This window comes from Paenibacillus daejeonensis DSM 15491, from assembly GCF_000378385.1.
GTDB lineage: Bacteria > Bacillota > Bacilli > Paenibacillales > Paenibacillaceae > Paenibacillus_D > Paenibacillus_D daejeonensis.
This window is the reverse complement of the sequence record NZ_KB899679.1, coordinates 44,417-57,187: the sequence shown is the minus strand read 5'-3', so window position 1 is coordinate 57,187 and position 12,771 is coordinate 44,417. Positions and strand designations below refer to the sequence as shown.

Annotated in this window: 11 protein-coding genes; 1 reads left to right on the top strand and 10 read right to left on the bottom strand. The window is 56.1% G+C overall.

Going from position 1 to position 12,771, the window contains the following annotated elements; genetic code table 11:
* The first annotated feature begins 102 nt into the window (after positions 1-102).
* Positions 103-2,142, top strand: coding sequence for a CotH kinase family protein (locus tag F556_RS0130735; RefSeq protein ID WP_020620854.1), 2,040 nt, complete (start codon positions 103-105; stop codon positions 2,140-2,142).
* Positions 2,143-2,581: 439 nt separating this feature from the next.
* Here F556_RS0130735 and spoIIE read toward each other — a convergent pair whose 3' ends face one another.
* From spoIIE to spoVT, 10 genes are all read right to left on the bottom strand, one after another.
* Positions 2,582-5,086, bottom strand: coding sequence for a stage II sporulation protein E (gene spoIIE / locus F556_RS0130730; protein WP_020620853.1), 2,505 nt, complete (start codon positions 5,084-5,086; stop codon positions 2,582-2,584).
* 341 nt (positions 5,087-5,427) lie between these two features.
* On the bottom strand, positions 5,428-5,955 hold the full coding sequence (locus tag F556_RS0130725) for a S1 domain-containing RNA-binding protein (protein WP_020620852.1): 528 nt from the start codon (positions 5,953-5,955) through the stop codon (positions 5,428-5,430).
* Between the two features lie 149 nt (positions 5,956-6,104).
* Positions 6,105-6,425, bottom strand: a complete 321-nt coding sequence (locus tag F556_RS0130720; protein WP_020620851.1) for an FtsB family cell division protein — start codon at positions 6,423-6,425, stop codon at positions 6,105-6,107.
* Positions 6,409-7,041 carry a spore cortex biosynthesis protein YabQ gene (yabQ, locus tag F556_RS35735; RefSeq protein WP_020620850.1) on the bottom strand — a complete coding sequence of 211 codons (633 nt, stop codon included), beginning with the start codon at positions 7,039-7,041 and terminating at the stop codon, positions 6,409-6,411. The genes F556_RS0130720 and yabQ overlap by 17 nt, the downstream gene beginning before the upstream one ends.
* Entirely contained in the window at positions 7,038-7,319 is a 282-nt protein-coding gene (gene yabP / locus F556_RS0130710; protein ID WP_020620849.1) for a sporulation protein YabP, read from the bottom strand. Before yabP ends, yabQ begins: the two co-directional genes overlap by 4 nt.
* A gap of 596 nt (positions 7,320-7,915) precedes the next feature.
* Positions 7,916-8,203, bottom strand: coding sequence for an RNA-binding S4 domain-containing protein (locus F556_RS0130705; protein WP_020620848.1), 288 nt, complete (start codon positions 8,201-8,203; stop codon positions 7,916-7,918).
* A gap of 3 nt (positions 8,204-8,206) precedes the next feature.
* The gene (locus tag F556_RS0130700) at positions 8,207-8,479 is read right to left on the bottom strand and encodes an HU family DNA-binding protein (protein WP_020620847.1); all 273 of its coding nucleotides are present in this window, start codon (positions 8,477-8,479) and stop codon (positions 8,207-8,209) included.
* 176 nt (positions 8,480-8,655) lie between these two features.
* The gene (gene yabN, locus F556_RS0130695; RefSeq protein WP_020620846.1) at positions 8,656-10,137 is read right to left on the bottom strand and encodes a bifunctional methyltransferase/pyrophosphohydrolase YabN; all 1,482 of its coding nucleotides are present in this window, start codon (positions 10,135-10,137) and stop codon (positions 8,656-8,658) included.
* Positions 10,138-10,174: 37 nt separating this feature from the next.
* A complete protein-coding gene (locus F556_RS35730) occupies positions 10,175-11,938 on the bottom strand; it encodes a putative polysaccharide biosynthesis protein (RefSeq protein WP_020620845.1) in 1,764 nt (587 codons plus the stop codon).
* Positions 11,939-12,197: 259 nt separating this feature from the next.
* Entirely contained in the window at positions 12,198-12,740 is a 543-nt protein-coding gene (gene spoVT / locus F556_RS0130685; RefSeq protein ID WP_020620844.1) for a stage V sporulation protein T, read from the bottom strand.
* Positions 12,741-12,771 lie beyond the last annotated feature (31 nt).

Genomic DNA, 12,771 nt, shown 5'->3' with positions numbered 1-12,771 from the left:
TGAGAGACGGGAGGGAACGATGGCCAACGATGTTAAGTTTTGTTTAAGGTTCGTTGCCTACCATGGAGTTGAACAACAAATCACGAGGAGGCGACAACAATTATGAAGACTAGTTTGGCCAAGACATTCGCAACCGGCGCCCTCGCGGTGGTGCTGGCTGTCACACCGCTGGGAACGGTCGGCATCGCTCCACAAGCCTATGCTGCAGATGCTGGCGTCCCGCAGGCCTATGAAACGTTATTCACTGGCGACCGCATCATCGATGTGAACGTAACGATTGCGGATGAAGATTGGGAGAGCATCCTGGCCAGTCCGCTGGAGAAGGACTACAAATCCGTAACCGTCGAGGTGGACGGTCATGTGCTGGACAATGTCGGCTTCTCCACCAAGGGCAATTCTACCCTTCGTGCAGTGGCTAGCATGGACGATTCAGACCGCTACAGCTTTCGGCTAAAATTCGACAAGTTCGACAAGTCGCAAACTCTGCTAGGCTTGGACAAAATGGTGCTTAACAACAACTATTCGGACCCCTCTTACCTGCGCGAATACCTGCATTATGAAGCACTCCGCCTGCTGGGTATGGATGCGCCGCAAACCGTTTTTGCCAACCTGTACATAAACGGTGAGCTATTCGGATTCTACACCGGTGTCGAGTCGGTCGATGATAGTTACTTGCTGCGCAATTACGGTGAAGATTACAAGGAGGGTGTGCTGTACGAGGCAGAGCAGGGAACGACATTGTTATATGAAGAGGATGGCGCGTACGAGACGCTCACCGAGGACCTCGGCTCCGATCCGGACAAGGCGCTGCTCCGTCAATTCATCGAGACGTTGAATTCCATGCCGGACGGAGAACAGGGCGATATTGAATCCGTGTTACATGTAGACTCCGCACTGCAATACATTGCAGCCAACATGGTGCTCGGCAACTACGACAGCTACAACGGCTCGATGGGGCATAACTTCATGCTGTACAGTGATGCCGACGGCCTCTTCTCGGTCGTGCCCTGGGACTTTAATATGTCCTTTAACGGCTTTATGGGGGGAGGCGGCCGTGCAGGCGGCGGCACTTCACAGACGAGTGTGACAGCTGTAACTGTACCTGTCGATGAGCCCGTATTGGGTATTGATATGGCGCGGGTGCCGTTGATCAACAACCTGCTGCAGGTGCCGGAATACAAAACAAAGTACCTGTCATATGTGAGTGAGCTGGTCTCGTACCTCGCCGGTATCGAAGATCGCGTGGCGGAGCTGGCGGACTTGATTCGGCCTTCCGTGACAGCGGACCCTACAGCCTTCTATACGGTGGAGCAGTTCGAATCGAACCTTGTCTATGATCCAGATGAGCAAGTGAGCGGAATGGGAATGTTCGGCGGTGGACTCGGCATGACGCCGCCCGAAGGCATGGAAAATTGGACGCCTCCCGGTGATTTTGAGGGGATGACACCCCCTGAAGGCTGGGAAGGCGGGCTCCCGCAAGGCTTCGGTTCGGCGGAGGGCTCTGGCTCACGTCCTGGTGAACGTCCATGGGACGGGATGGCTCCAGGTGAAGGCGGCGCCGAGGACAATGGATGGCCGGGGGGCGGCATGGGTGGCGGTGGTCTGATGACAGCAGGCTCGCTGGTGACCTTTGCGCTGAATCGTCTGGCCAATCTGCAAGAACAGCTCGGACTGGAGGTCATTGACCTGCCGCAGGGCAGCGAATCCTCCGGTGCACCGGTTGAAGCGACCGAGGAATCTGGATCCGAAGGAGACTCCTCCAGTTCGGCCGGTGACGGCATTCAAGTGACACTGGATGGGCAGCGCCTGTCCTTCGCAGAGCAGCAGCCATTAATCAGGGAGGGCCAGCTCTACGTCCCATTGCGGACCGTGGTTACTGCCCTGGGTGGCAGTCTTGCCTGGGATAGCGCCTCGAGAACAACGACCGCAACATTTGACGACACGGCGGTGATTGTCGCAATTGACCAACTGTCGGCGACTGTGGCGGGGCAGGCCTTCACGCTGCAAGCAACTCCGATTATCATCAATGGGCGCACAATGGTGCCAGTCCGGTTCCTCGCTGAAGCGCTCGGTCGCACGGTTAGCTGGAATCCGACAACACAGCACCTGGTACTCAGTAAGATGGAGGAAGACGCAGCCTGAATGCTACTTGATGGATGACATGCAGCACAAAAGAGACGGTTTCCGCGTGAGGGAAACCGTCTCTTTTTACATCCTGATGAATCATCCGCTGTAGACTGCCTTCCAGACCCCATCTGCCTGTTTTAAACCACTTTGTACTTCGCCGCTGCAGACTGCTTTCCGGCCCATCTACCTGTTCTCGTGTCTTTCTTCCGCTGCGATCGCCCATTAGCGTATCGCCATTTCCCCCATCTCTCTACATCACATTTTATATTAGGCTGTCCTAAATAAGGCCGAAGAGGCACGGAATCGAATCTGGAGAAGCGGAGCGTTCGCCTTTGTCCCCGGATTTCAACCGCTAAAGCGGTTAACAAATCAAGAAATCTGGGGACAACAGCGATCGGAAGATCGATCCGTGACCGTAGGTTCCCTTTGAGTTCAGCCTCTTATAACCCCCCACCTAGCTCACTGTACGTGGGCGCTCCATGCGTGAGACGCCGGGCCAGCGGAAGGTTGCCCACTCCGGCTGATGCTTGGCGACGCGGGCCACCACAACGGTCATATCGTCGATTATATCGCCTTCGTGGTAACGGACCACGGTCTCCAGCAGACTGTCGGCAATCTCCTGCGGCTCCTCCACCTTGATCTCCTGGATGATTCGCTTCATCCACATCTCCTTATTGACCGCATGACCCGGCGCATCATAGATGCCATCCGTCATCATAATGAGCGTATCGCCCGGCTGCAGCTGAACACGAATCAGATCGACCTCAATATCCTGCAGAATGCCCACCGGCAGGTTGTTAGCCGAGACGACGATTACATCCTGTCCACGTTTAATAAAGGTTGGCGTCGAACCAATTTTCATAAAAGTGGTCCTCGCTGTATACATATCTATTAAGGCTACATCCACCGTCGCGAACACTTCATCCGATGACCTCAGCAGCAGTACGGAATTGACCGATTTGATGGCCAGCTTCTCATCCATACCCGACTGCAGCAGCTGCTGCAGAATCGTTAGCGCCGTGCTGCTCTCCATGCGCGCCCGTTCGCCGTTGCCCATCCCGTCGCTAATCGCCACGGCGAATTTGCCGTTGCCCAGCTCGACTGTGCTGAAGCTGTCACCGGAGAGCAGGTCGCCGCCCTTGGCTGCGCCTGCCACGCCCGTCTCGATCTCGAATTCCTTCGCCGAGCCGAACAGGACGGATACCGGCTTGCCAGGCTGCTCCGATGGAATCTCCGCCTTCACCGCGATGTGTTCGCCCAGAATATCGCTGAGCAGCGGGGCAATAATTTTGCGGCACTCGTCATAACCTTTACCGAAGGTGTGTCCAATTTCAATCTCCACATTGCCCTCCTCCAGACTGATAATATCTACACTATGAATAGACAAGCCTAGCCCTTCCAGCGCTTCGCGGATCTGCTCTTCCTGCAAATGTAGCTCCTGCCCTTCGCGCCGGATTTCCTTGGCCAAATCCTCCATCACCTGCGAGACACCGGAAAGCTGCTCTGCGACCAGCTGGCGGGACTCCTGAATCTGCTGCTTGTAATGCTGATCATGCTGATACAGCTCATACTGCTGGTTCATGACCGTGAGCACCTGTTGCGGACGTACACAATGCACCGACCATTCACGAGGGATATCCTTGTTGCCGGGACGTCTATTTTCCTCAATCGTCTGCATCATGTCAGTCATGACCTTATAGGTCTGATAGAACTTGCTGTCCCAGCACATGCCCCGCCGATGGCAGCTCGCACATGTTTTCTCCGCTACAGCATTCATGAAGTGTCCGACCTTCTCCTCGCGCTTGTTCTCCGTCGTCTCTGCCTGCGGACCGAATTGGCCAAAGCTGCGCGCCAGCTGCCGGAAGACATCAGAGAACTGTGTAACACGCTGGGCCGTGACCTCCCGGACACGCTTGGCATACTCATGCTGCGACTTGGCGTGCTCCTGCGTACCCGGTACATAGCGGGCGATCGTTCGCGTAATACTTTTTGGCGTAAGCATGAAGAGAATCGCCGCAGTGACGGAGGCCCAGGTGGAGGCCATCACATCGCCCTGCGTCCCGATATAGATGGAGAGAATCGAGGTGCCCAGCAGCATGCCAAAAGCCACCGCCGCCTTGCCTCCTTCTCGCAACAGACCAGCCAGCAATCCCGCAAAAGCCAGAATACTCATCTGGGCGACCGATTGCAGACTCGCCAGACTGAGGATCAGACCCACCACGACGCCCACCGAGGCCCCGAGCGGCGCACCGCCAGCCAGAGCAAACAGCAGCAGCAGATACCGTGACATCACTTGCTCAATAGACATGCCGCTAACGGACCATCCGACCAGCCCCGTCATAATGGCGGCCAGCATAATCATGAGACATATGATCTCCTCATGCTTAAGCGATGCGGTTTTCTTGGTCATGGTGAACACCGGGATGGCCTGGACGAAGACCAGTGTCAGGACAAAGCCAAGGCCTGCCTCCACACCGACCATGGTGAGCTCATACCAGCCCAGCGTCTCCGCAATGACAACATGGAAGAGCCGCACGACCAATGTCGAGACGAACACCAGTAAGGGCGCATAGGATAGCTCCGCCTTCTCATACGCTTCCAGCCCTTTGACCAAGAGGAAGAAGACAACCAGCTCCAGCGCGATCCAGACGGGGGCGGGGGTGATGGCGAAGAAGCTGCCGGCGACCAGCGATACGGCAACGGCCCGGTACATATCCCTGCGCATAAAGTAAATGACCGCGAAGTAAGCAACCGCAAAGGGAGTCAGCGTCTCCAGAATCATCGCCCGCCCGAGCAGGAAGCCGACAGCCATCAGGAGGAAGGTCCACTTCTTGGCCGCGAGCAGCTGCAGCAGGCGTCTCCCGCCAGCCCATTCCTTTGCCCGCCCCAGCATCAATTTGAGACGGCCTGTCCGCTTCATTGTTCCGGGAAACATCACCAGATTATGCTTGTCCATCATTCAGGCACCACCATTTCCGAATTTGTCGTGCCTCTTATTATAGGAGCTTGTCCGTATGAAGTTTGTCAGAACCCGCCCCGATGACCAAAGTTTTTTCCGACAAAAACAATGGCCCTGCCGCGCACGTGACGCGTCGCCGCGAGCCCTTGCGTGGTGGGCGACGCCACGGCAAGATCCGTGATGCGCGCACGGGGAGGTTCTACAAAAACTGTCCATGCCCGTGCGTACGCCGCTGTAAATGATCGTCCTAACCTGTCGGAGCAACGGAACCTACCATGAAAAATAATTCCTAAGCAACAAAAAAAGCAGAACCGTTAGGTTCTGCTTGATTAGATATACGATTAAACTCGTTTGGCACCGCGGCCTCCGCGCTTGGAGTCGGTGTTCTTCTTCAGGGACGAAATACGCTCTTCGCTGTCTTTTAGGAAGCGAGATACTTTATCCTCGAAAGTAGGTTTGCCAAAAGACGGTTTGCCGTATGGCGGCTTGCCGGAATTGGATTTGTACGGACGGCCTCCGCCTCCGCCGCCTCCACCTGGACGAGGGAAACGATCTCCGCCTCCTCCTCCGGGACGCGGTCCACGATCTCCGCTTCCGAAGCGTTCACGCTGCGGTGGCGCTTGGCCTTCTGGCCGGTCAATCGCCTGTTTAATGGAAAGTCCGATCTTTCCGTCTTTGTCCACGTTGATCACTTTGACTTTGACAACATCGTCAATCTTCAGATGATCCTTCACGTCCTTGACGTAATTATCGGCAATTTCCGAAATGTGAACTAGCCCCGTGACACCTCCCGACAAATCGACGAATGCCCCGAAATGCGTAATGCCTGTCACTTTGCCCTCTAGTTTGGCTCCCACTTCAATTGCCATAGAATAAAATGTTCCTCCCTAAAATTTTTGCGAAGCAATGCCTGCTTCGAAAGCGAGGCCTGATTCATCAAAGATGCACAGTTTGCTTAGCCTTTACCGTGATTATACCCGATGCCCGGAAGCAAGGTCAACAGACGTTCACCCGTTCTTCATTCCTCCGGTACAGTCACTTGAATCGGCGTTTCACCAGGCTTGATGAGCCCGTATTGCTTGCGTGCGATCTCTTGAATATATTCAGCGTCGTTCAGCCGTTCCATCTTCTGCTGAAGCTCGGCACTCTTCTGTTCACTAGCTTGCAACTGCTGTTCAATAGCCATAAGCTTGGATTCGGTCTCGGCTTGGCGATCCGTCTGACCTATCATGGTGTAGACAGCCCAGCCCATAAAAAGACAGACAGCCAACAGCCATAGCTTGAGCCTCCGCTTCGTGCCTGTATATGATGCGGTTTGCTTGTTACCCGCTGTTCCCATCGTCTCCCGACCTCCTCACCCATTTTTTCCATCGTGCCCCTAAAGCTGCAGTCATTCCCTTCCAACGACCCGCAAGGTTAAGTCTGCCAGCAACTGGACCCAGCTTGCGAACTACGGGGCGCCATATCGGCCCGAGTAGCCATTTGAGGACCAGCCAAAAGGGTTTTACCAATTGTATCACAATTCGAAAGAGCAGAATAGCGAAGGCCAAGATGAAGCCCGCTATCACCCGAAGCAGCTTATAAAGCAGCATCACCGGCTTCAATACTGCCCAATCCAGACAAGCAAGGAACAGTAACCAGATGCGATGCAGGGTGTCCATTAACCATACCACAAAAGCAATCACGGCTGAACTGAAGAGCCAAAAATAGCACCCGATACCTAATAGTAGGCCTACAAACACATACATTCGCAGTTCGCCCTCATTGCTCGCCGCAAGAACGCGAAAAACGATGACTGTTGCTGCCAGCCAGTAGAGAAGGTCGAACACAGGGATCCATAGCCGGCCGAGCCGAAGCCGATTCGACACGACTCGGTAGCCGTCGAACGCCGCTCCCATCCCCACGCCTGACAACAGCATCATGGCCAGTGTAAAGAACTGGATGTTCAGGCTCACTTGAACAGCTTCCCTAGCAGCCCTTTGGTTTTTGGTGTGGCTTGCCCGTCCAGATAGGCGAGAGAATGGACGAGTCCTTCGATCGCCACCAGCCCTTGCTCCAGGCTAAGGTGCTTGATATGCAAATCCTGCCCTTTGATCGCCAGAAATCCACAGTCGGTCTCCAGCAGGAATTCCTCGCTGTCGAAGCTTTCCACATTACTGACCCCCGAGATTTCGAGGACCTTGCGGTTCAACATTTTAACTTCCTGACGTTTGGTTTTCCCTGGTTCTGCCATAGCTTGGCCCCTCCCTTCACATCCATAGCTTATGAGAGGGGGACAAGAATTAGAACCGGGCGAAGGACAAGATGTTCTGCCTGTCTAACCGTTGAAATTTAATATCTTGATTCATTACCCGAACGAAATTGATTTGAAACAGCTGGGCAGAAAAACATACCGCCACGAGTACATATGAGTTGAATCGCTCCTAGGGTCTGGAAGATGCCTCAACACTATACGCCTGCAAGTGAACCTCTGCACCTCTGCACACCTGCATCTTAAAGACAAAAGTACAATTAATAGCTTGAAATTCTAGTGATATTGGGAAACTAACGTCAAAAGTACAACTAATACGCTGGTTTATAGAAATATATGGATATACTCGGCATATTAACTGCACTTTTGCTCTTACGAGACGGATAATCTATCCTAATGCGATTATTAGTTGTAGTTTTGTCCTTAGCGATAGCCTACCTCCATCCATCCGTTCCCCCGTCGCATGACCCTCCCTATCCTTTCTTGTACCGTCGCACATAGGCGTATGCATGCAAAAAGGCCAACCAGCATCATGGCTGGTTGACCTCAATCGCAGCTCCTAAAAAAGAGGCGCTCGATTATTGCTTATTAAGCCAGTCATTGGTGCTGCTGGCATTCGATTCTTCTTTCAACAAGGTATACAGCTCCCCAGCCTCATCCTTGCGTGTCGATTCGGCAATCCGCTCGACGCGCACCGTTATCGTCTTCTGACCGAATTGAATCTTAAGCTCGTCACCAGGCTTAACGGTGCTGCTTGGTTTGGCGTCCCTGCCATTGATCCAGACGCGTCCTTGATCGGACACGTCCTTGGCGACTGTACGCCGCTTGATCAATCGCGATACCTTGAGAAACTTGTCCAGTCGCATGGACTACTTTACAGCTTCTTTCAGTTTGTTGCCGGCTTTAAAAGCGGGAACCTGGGACTCGGGGATCGAGATTTCCTTGCCGGTTTGCGGGTTGCGGCCTACGCGACCGGAACGCTTGCGGGTTTCAAAGGTGCCAAAGCCGATAAGTTGAACTTTGTCGCCACCTGCCAGGGCATCAGTTACTTCACCCAGGAAACCATTCAGTACGGATTCGACGTCACGTTTAGTAAGTCCGCTTTTGGCGGCGATGTTGTTGATCAGGTCTGTTTTGTTCATTATTGCATCCTCCTGCTTCTAAACTGGATTGGCCGGTTCTGCTACCGGCGATAAGGTGTTGCTGTGGGCGTACCACGAAGAATAGTATTCTGCCCGTTCCCTTATAAATCCTGCTTGCGGCGGGCATTTTTTTAAAACTGGCTGGTGGCGAGGTCCGGATGTCGAGTCGATAACGATTACGAATGCTGCTTGGCTTCTTCCCACCAACGATCCATTTCTGTTAAATCAGTCTGGTCAAAAGTTCGGCCAGCTATACGCAGTTTCTCCTCAATGTAGCGAAACCGCTGCAAAAATTTGCGGTTGGTCCGCGCCAGCGATTCTTCCGGATCCGCATCAATGAATCGTGAGGCGTTGACCGTTGCGAACAGCAGGTCTCCCAGCTCGGCTGCTTGCTCGTCGGCTGTCCCCTCTGCAATTGCAGCTCGCAGCTCACCGAGCTCCTCCTCGATTTTGTCGAGGACGGGTCCCAACGTGTCCCAATCGAAGCCGACCTTGGACGCCTTCTTCTGCAGCTTGTAGGCCTTCATCAGAGCCGGCAGGTCCGGCGGGATGCCATCCAGCACGGACTGCTGCTCGGGATCGATCCCCTTGCGCCGCTTCTCCTCCGCCTTCATCTGCTCCCAGCTCTCCAGCGCCTGCTGGGCATTCTCGGCCCCCAGGTCGCCGAACACGTGCGGGTGACGGAACAGCAGCTTTTCGTTGAGCGATTCAATCACATCATAGACACTGAACGTGCCGACCTCTTCCTCCATCTGACTGTGCAGCATGATCTGGAGGAGCACGTCGCCGAATTCCTCACGCATGTGCACCGGATCATCATTGTCGAGCGCCTCGATGGCCTCGTAGGTTTCCTCGATGAAGTTTTTGCGGATCGATTGGTGCGTCTGCTCGCGGTCCCATGGACAGCCCTCCGGACTGCGCAGAATGGCCACAATTTCATGCAGCCGCTCAAAGGACCGGTTGCGCAGCTGCTCCTCTTGGGCACGCGGAATCCACACCAGCGACAAATTGCCGAAGCCCGGCGTCCGGTCCAGCTCATACAATGGCACCGTGAGGATCTGCTCCTCCCCGGCCACGCCAAGCGCATGACCGATTACAACCGGATGCTCGTCAGGATAGCGCTCCATCAAGGTCAATTTGACATCGGAGGCCGTGTACTCGTCATACACCTGGCCAATGACCGTGTGCAGCTGGGGCCGCAGCAGCCCTGCCGTCAGCTCGCCGGCATCCAGCAGCTGGAATCCCTCAATTGGATCAAAACCAAGCCGCACGAACGCCTGATCCAGAAAGCTCTCGCCGCCCTTCACCGTCAGCTTCACGCCCTCCTGAGGCGCGCGCTCACGCAGGATCTGCACGGTGCGCTCCGCTACCATGGGATGGCCAGGCACCGCATACACCACAGGTTGCCCGGACGCTTGTGCCTCGGTTAGGAGACGCTCTGCAATGGCCTCATAGACCTCCGGGAAGGCGTCGAATTGTTCATACAGCTCGTCATACGACTGATAGGCCAGTCCATGCTCGGTGAACAGACGCATCATCGGATGCTGGTCTGTCCGCACACGGATGAGCTGAGCTTCCTGGAGTGTTCGCCAGACGCCCAGCGTCAATTGATCGGCATCGCCGGAGCCGAGTCCGACGACAATAATGGCAGGTTGCATGGCCTGTCCCTCCTCTTCGTTATCCATTCATCGCTGCTTAGTCAGCGCTGTACGTTGTCTCTGATGTCCTGCGCGGCAGCAGCCGCCACCGCCGAAGCTTGGCGGCGAGCTTCGTCCCGCCCGGCAGCGCCCGCAGCTCATCCGCGCCGAATGCGCCGCCGCGCAGCAGCGCCGCGCCGTAGACTGCAGCGCCGACGGCAACGCCCGTCAGCGCGAACACCGCAGCCAGCATCCGCGATGGCTGCGGACCACCCCAGCCGGGCAGCGCCGCGAAGCCGCGCCCGAGCAGCCACAGCGCCGCGGCCATGCACGCGAGCGCGAGCCCAGCGGCCGCCGCGTGCCGCCAGGCGGGCCGCCCGAGGCCCCGGCCGGGGCCGCCTGCCCGGCGGACGGCGGCCAGGCCCAGCAGTGCCGGCAGCGCAAGGGCTGCGATGCCGGACCAGGCGGCGCCCGCCAGGCCATAGGCTGGCACGAGCGCGAGGCTGAGCGCCACCTTGAGCAGGGCGGCCGCCAGCAGGAAGACCGCCGGGCCCCGCACGGAGCCGAAGCCCTGCAGGACAGCAGCTGTCACCGCCCCAAGCGTGCCGGCGGCAGCAGTACTGCCGACCAGCGCAAAGATGTCCGTCTGCGCATTGTCTGCATACAGCATAACATTAATTGGCTCGGCAAGCAGCATCAGTCCGAGTGCCGCTGGCAACCCGATATACCAGGCCAGACGCAGGGCCAGCCCGGCTTGCAGCCTCGCCTGCACCAGATCGCCGCGGGCCCGGGCAGCAGCCAACGCCGGGACAAGCGCCCCCGCGCCAGCGCCCGCCACCATCACGACCAGCTGAACGAGCGGTTGGGCCCGGCTATACTGCCCGAATCGCTCCATCGCTTGTGCTGCTTCCAGGCCGCCCTGCTGCAAGAGCCGCGGAACCGTGAAGGCATCGACAATGCCGAAGATCGGCAGAGCAATGGATCCGAGCGCAACCGGAACCGCCAGCGCTACCAAGCGGCGAATGACGGGCAAGCCAGCGGCGGTCGAACGGCCCGCAGCCTCTGCCAAGTCCCCTTTAGCAACTCCAACTTTGCGTTTCACATGCCCGCGCCCACGACGCTCCGCCTGCCACCAGAACACCAGCATCGTCACCAGCCCGGCGGCGCCACCGGCAGCGGACCCGGCTAATGCGCCGGAAGCGAGCCCTCTGTCTGACCACCCCCAGGTTAATCCCGCATACAGCAACAGCAGCATGACAACCACCCGTACCGATTGCTCGATAACCTGAGAGAACGCAGAGGGCTGCATTCGCTCCATCCCCTGAAAATAGCCTCTGAGCGCAGCCATTGCCGGGACAAACCACAACGCCAGCGAAGCCATCCGGATTGCTGCCGCTGCCTCATCATCGCCGATCCAGCCCGCCACAGTGCCTGCGCTCGCCCACATGACAGCGAACCCGATGGCCCCGCACAGTCCCAGCAGAGCAACGGCAGTGCGCAGCACCCTGTGCATTCCCTCGTCATCGCCAGACTCCCGACGTTCGGCGACCAGCAGCGACACCGCCACAGGGATACCTGCAGTTGCCAGGAATAACAACAGCTGATAGAAGGGATACACGGCGTTGTAGATGCCAAATACCCGGTCACCGGCAAGATTTTGCAGCGGTATCTTCTGCAGGGTCCCGATCACCTTGCTGATTAGTGCAGCGGCTCCCAGCCATACCGCCCCGCGCAGCCAGCTTCCCGCCCGATCTTTGCGTTTTATTGCAGGCGAGGCCGGATGCCTCGGGCGCTCTGTTCCTTCATCATTGATCCTACTCATGCCCGGTCTGTCCTCCCCATGTCTCATCTGGCGACCGGCCCGACTATCCTGCGAACCTTCTCATCGAATCATTATCCAGTCTGTTCAACTTACTATAATTAACGCATTCATTCAATATCACATTACTAGGCAACACTTTATTTTACTTAGTAATACCAGGTAATATAATTCTCAAAAAACCTTGCTGCATCAACAAAAAACCCTCGCCATTCCTTGGAATGTGGCTGAGGGTTCTTGTTCCGCTTGTGAGAAATCGCGTTTATTGCTCCATTTGTTTGGCCAAAAATCCGGCTGCCGTCTCCGTCATTTTGGTCTCCATCGTGCCCATCTTCACTTGCTCATCCTTGCTGACCAACACGACGGTTCCAATCGGGTCGCCGCTCGAAATAATCGGTGCGACCACAATTGAGCTGTATTGCTCGCTCACGTCCTTGATTAGCTCGAAGCTTCCGCCTTCGGCTTCCACAATCGTTTTACGGTTCTCCATGCAGTTCTCCAGCAATTGGCCTACCTGCTTGTCCAGATACTCTTTCTTGGATGCGCCGGCCAGCGCGATGATGGTGTCGCGGTCGGTAATCATCGTAATATGATTGGTGCTCTCATACAACGAATCGGCGTACTCCTTGGCAAAGTCGCCAAGCTCACCAATCGGTGAATACTTCTTCAAAATAACCTCGCCATCGCGGTCTACGAAAATTTCCAATGGATCGCCTTCGCGGATGCGGAGCGTGCGGCGGATTTCCTTCGGAATAACCACCCGGCCTAAATCATCAATACGGCGAACAATTCCGGTAGCTTTCATGATTCATGTTGCCCCACTTTCTGTGACAGAT

Coding starts and splice junctions, on each gene's coding strand:
- F556_RS0130735 (WP_020620854.1), top strand. CDS start 103: ATGAAGACTAGTTTGGCCAAGACATTCGCAACCGGCGCCCTCGCGGTG.
- spoIIE (WP_020620853.1), bottom strand. CDS start 5,086: ATGATGGACAAGCATAATCTGGTGATGTTTCCCGGAACAATGAAGCGG.
- F556_RS0130725 (WP_020620852.1), bottom strand. CDS start 5,955: ATGGCAATTGAAGTGGGAGCCAAACTAGAGGGCAAAGTGACAGGCATT.
- F556_RS0130720 (WP_020620851.1), bottom strand. CDS start 6,425: ATGGGAACAGCGGGTAACAAGCAAACCGCATCATATACAGGCACGAAG.
- yabP (WP_020620849.1), bottom strand. CDS start 7,319: ATGGCAGAACCAGGGAAAACCAAACGTCAGGAAGTTAAAATGTTGAAC.
- F556_RS0130705 (WP_020620848.1), bottom strand. CDS start 8,203: ATGCGACTGGACAAGTTTCTCAAGGTATCGCGATTGATCAAGCGGCGT.
- F556_RS0130700 (WP_020620847.1), bottom strand. CDS start 8,479: ATGAACAAAACAGACCTGATCAACAACATCGCCGCCAAAAGCGGACTT.
- yabN (WP_020620846.1), bottom strand. CDS start 10,137: ATGCAACCTGCCATTATTGTCGTCGGACTCGGCTCCGGCGATGCCGAT.
- F556_RS35730 (WP_020620845.1), bottom strand. CDS start 11,938: ATGAGTAGGATCAATGATGAAGGAACAGAGCGCCCGAGGCATCCGGCC.
- spoVT (WP_020620844.1), bottom strand. CDS start 12,740: ATGAAAGCTACCGGAATTGTTCGCCGTATTGATGATTTAGGCCGGGTG.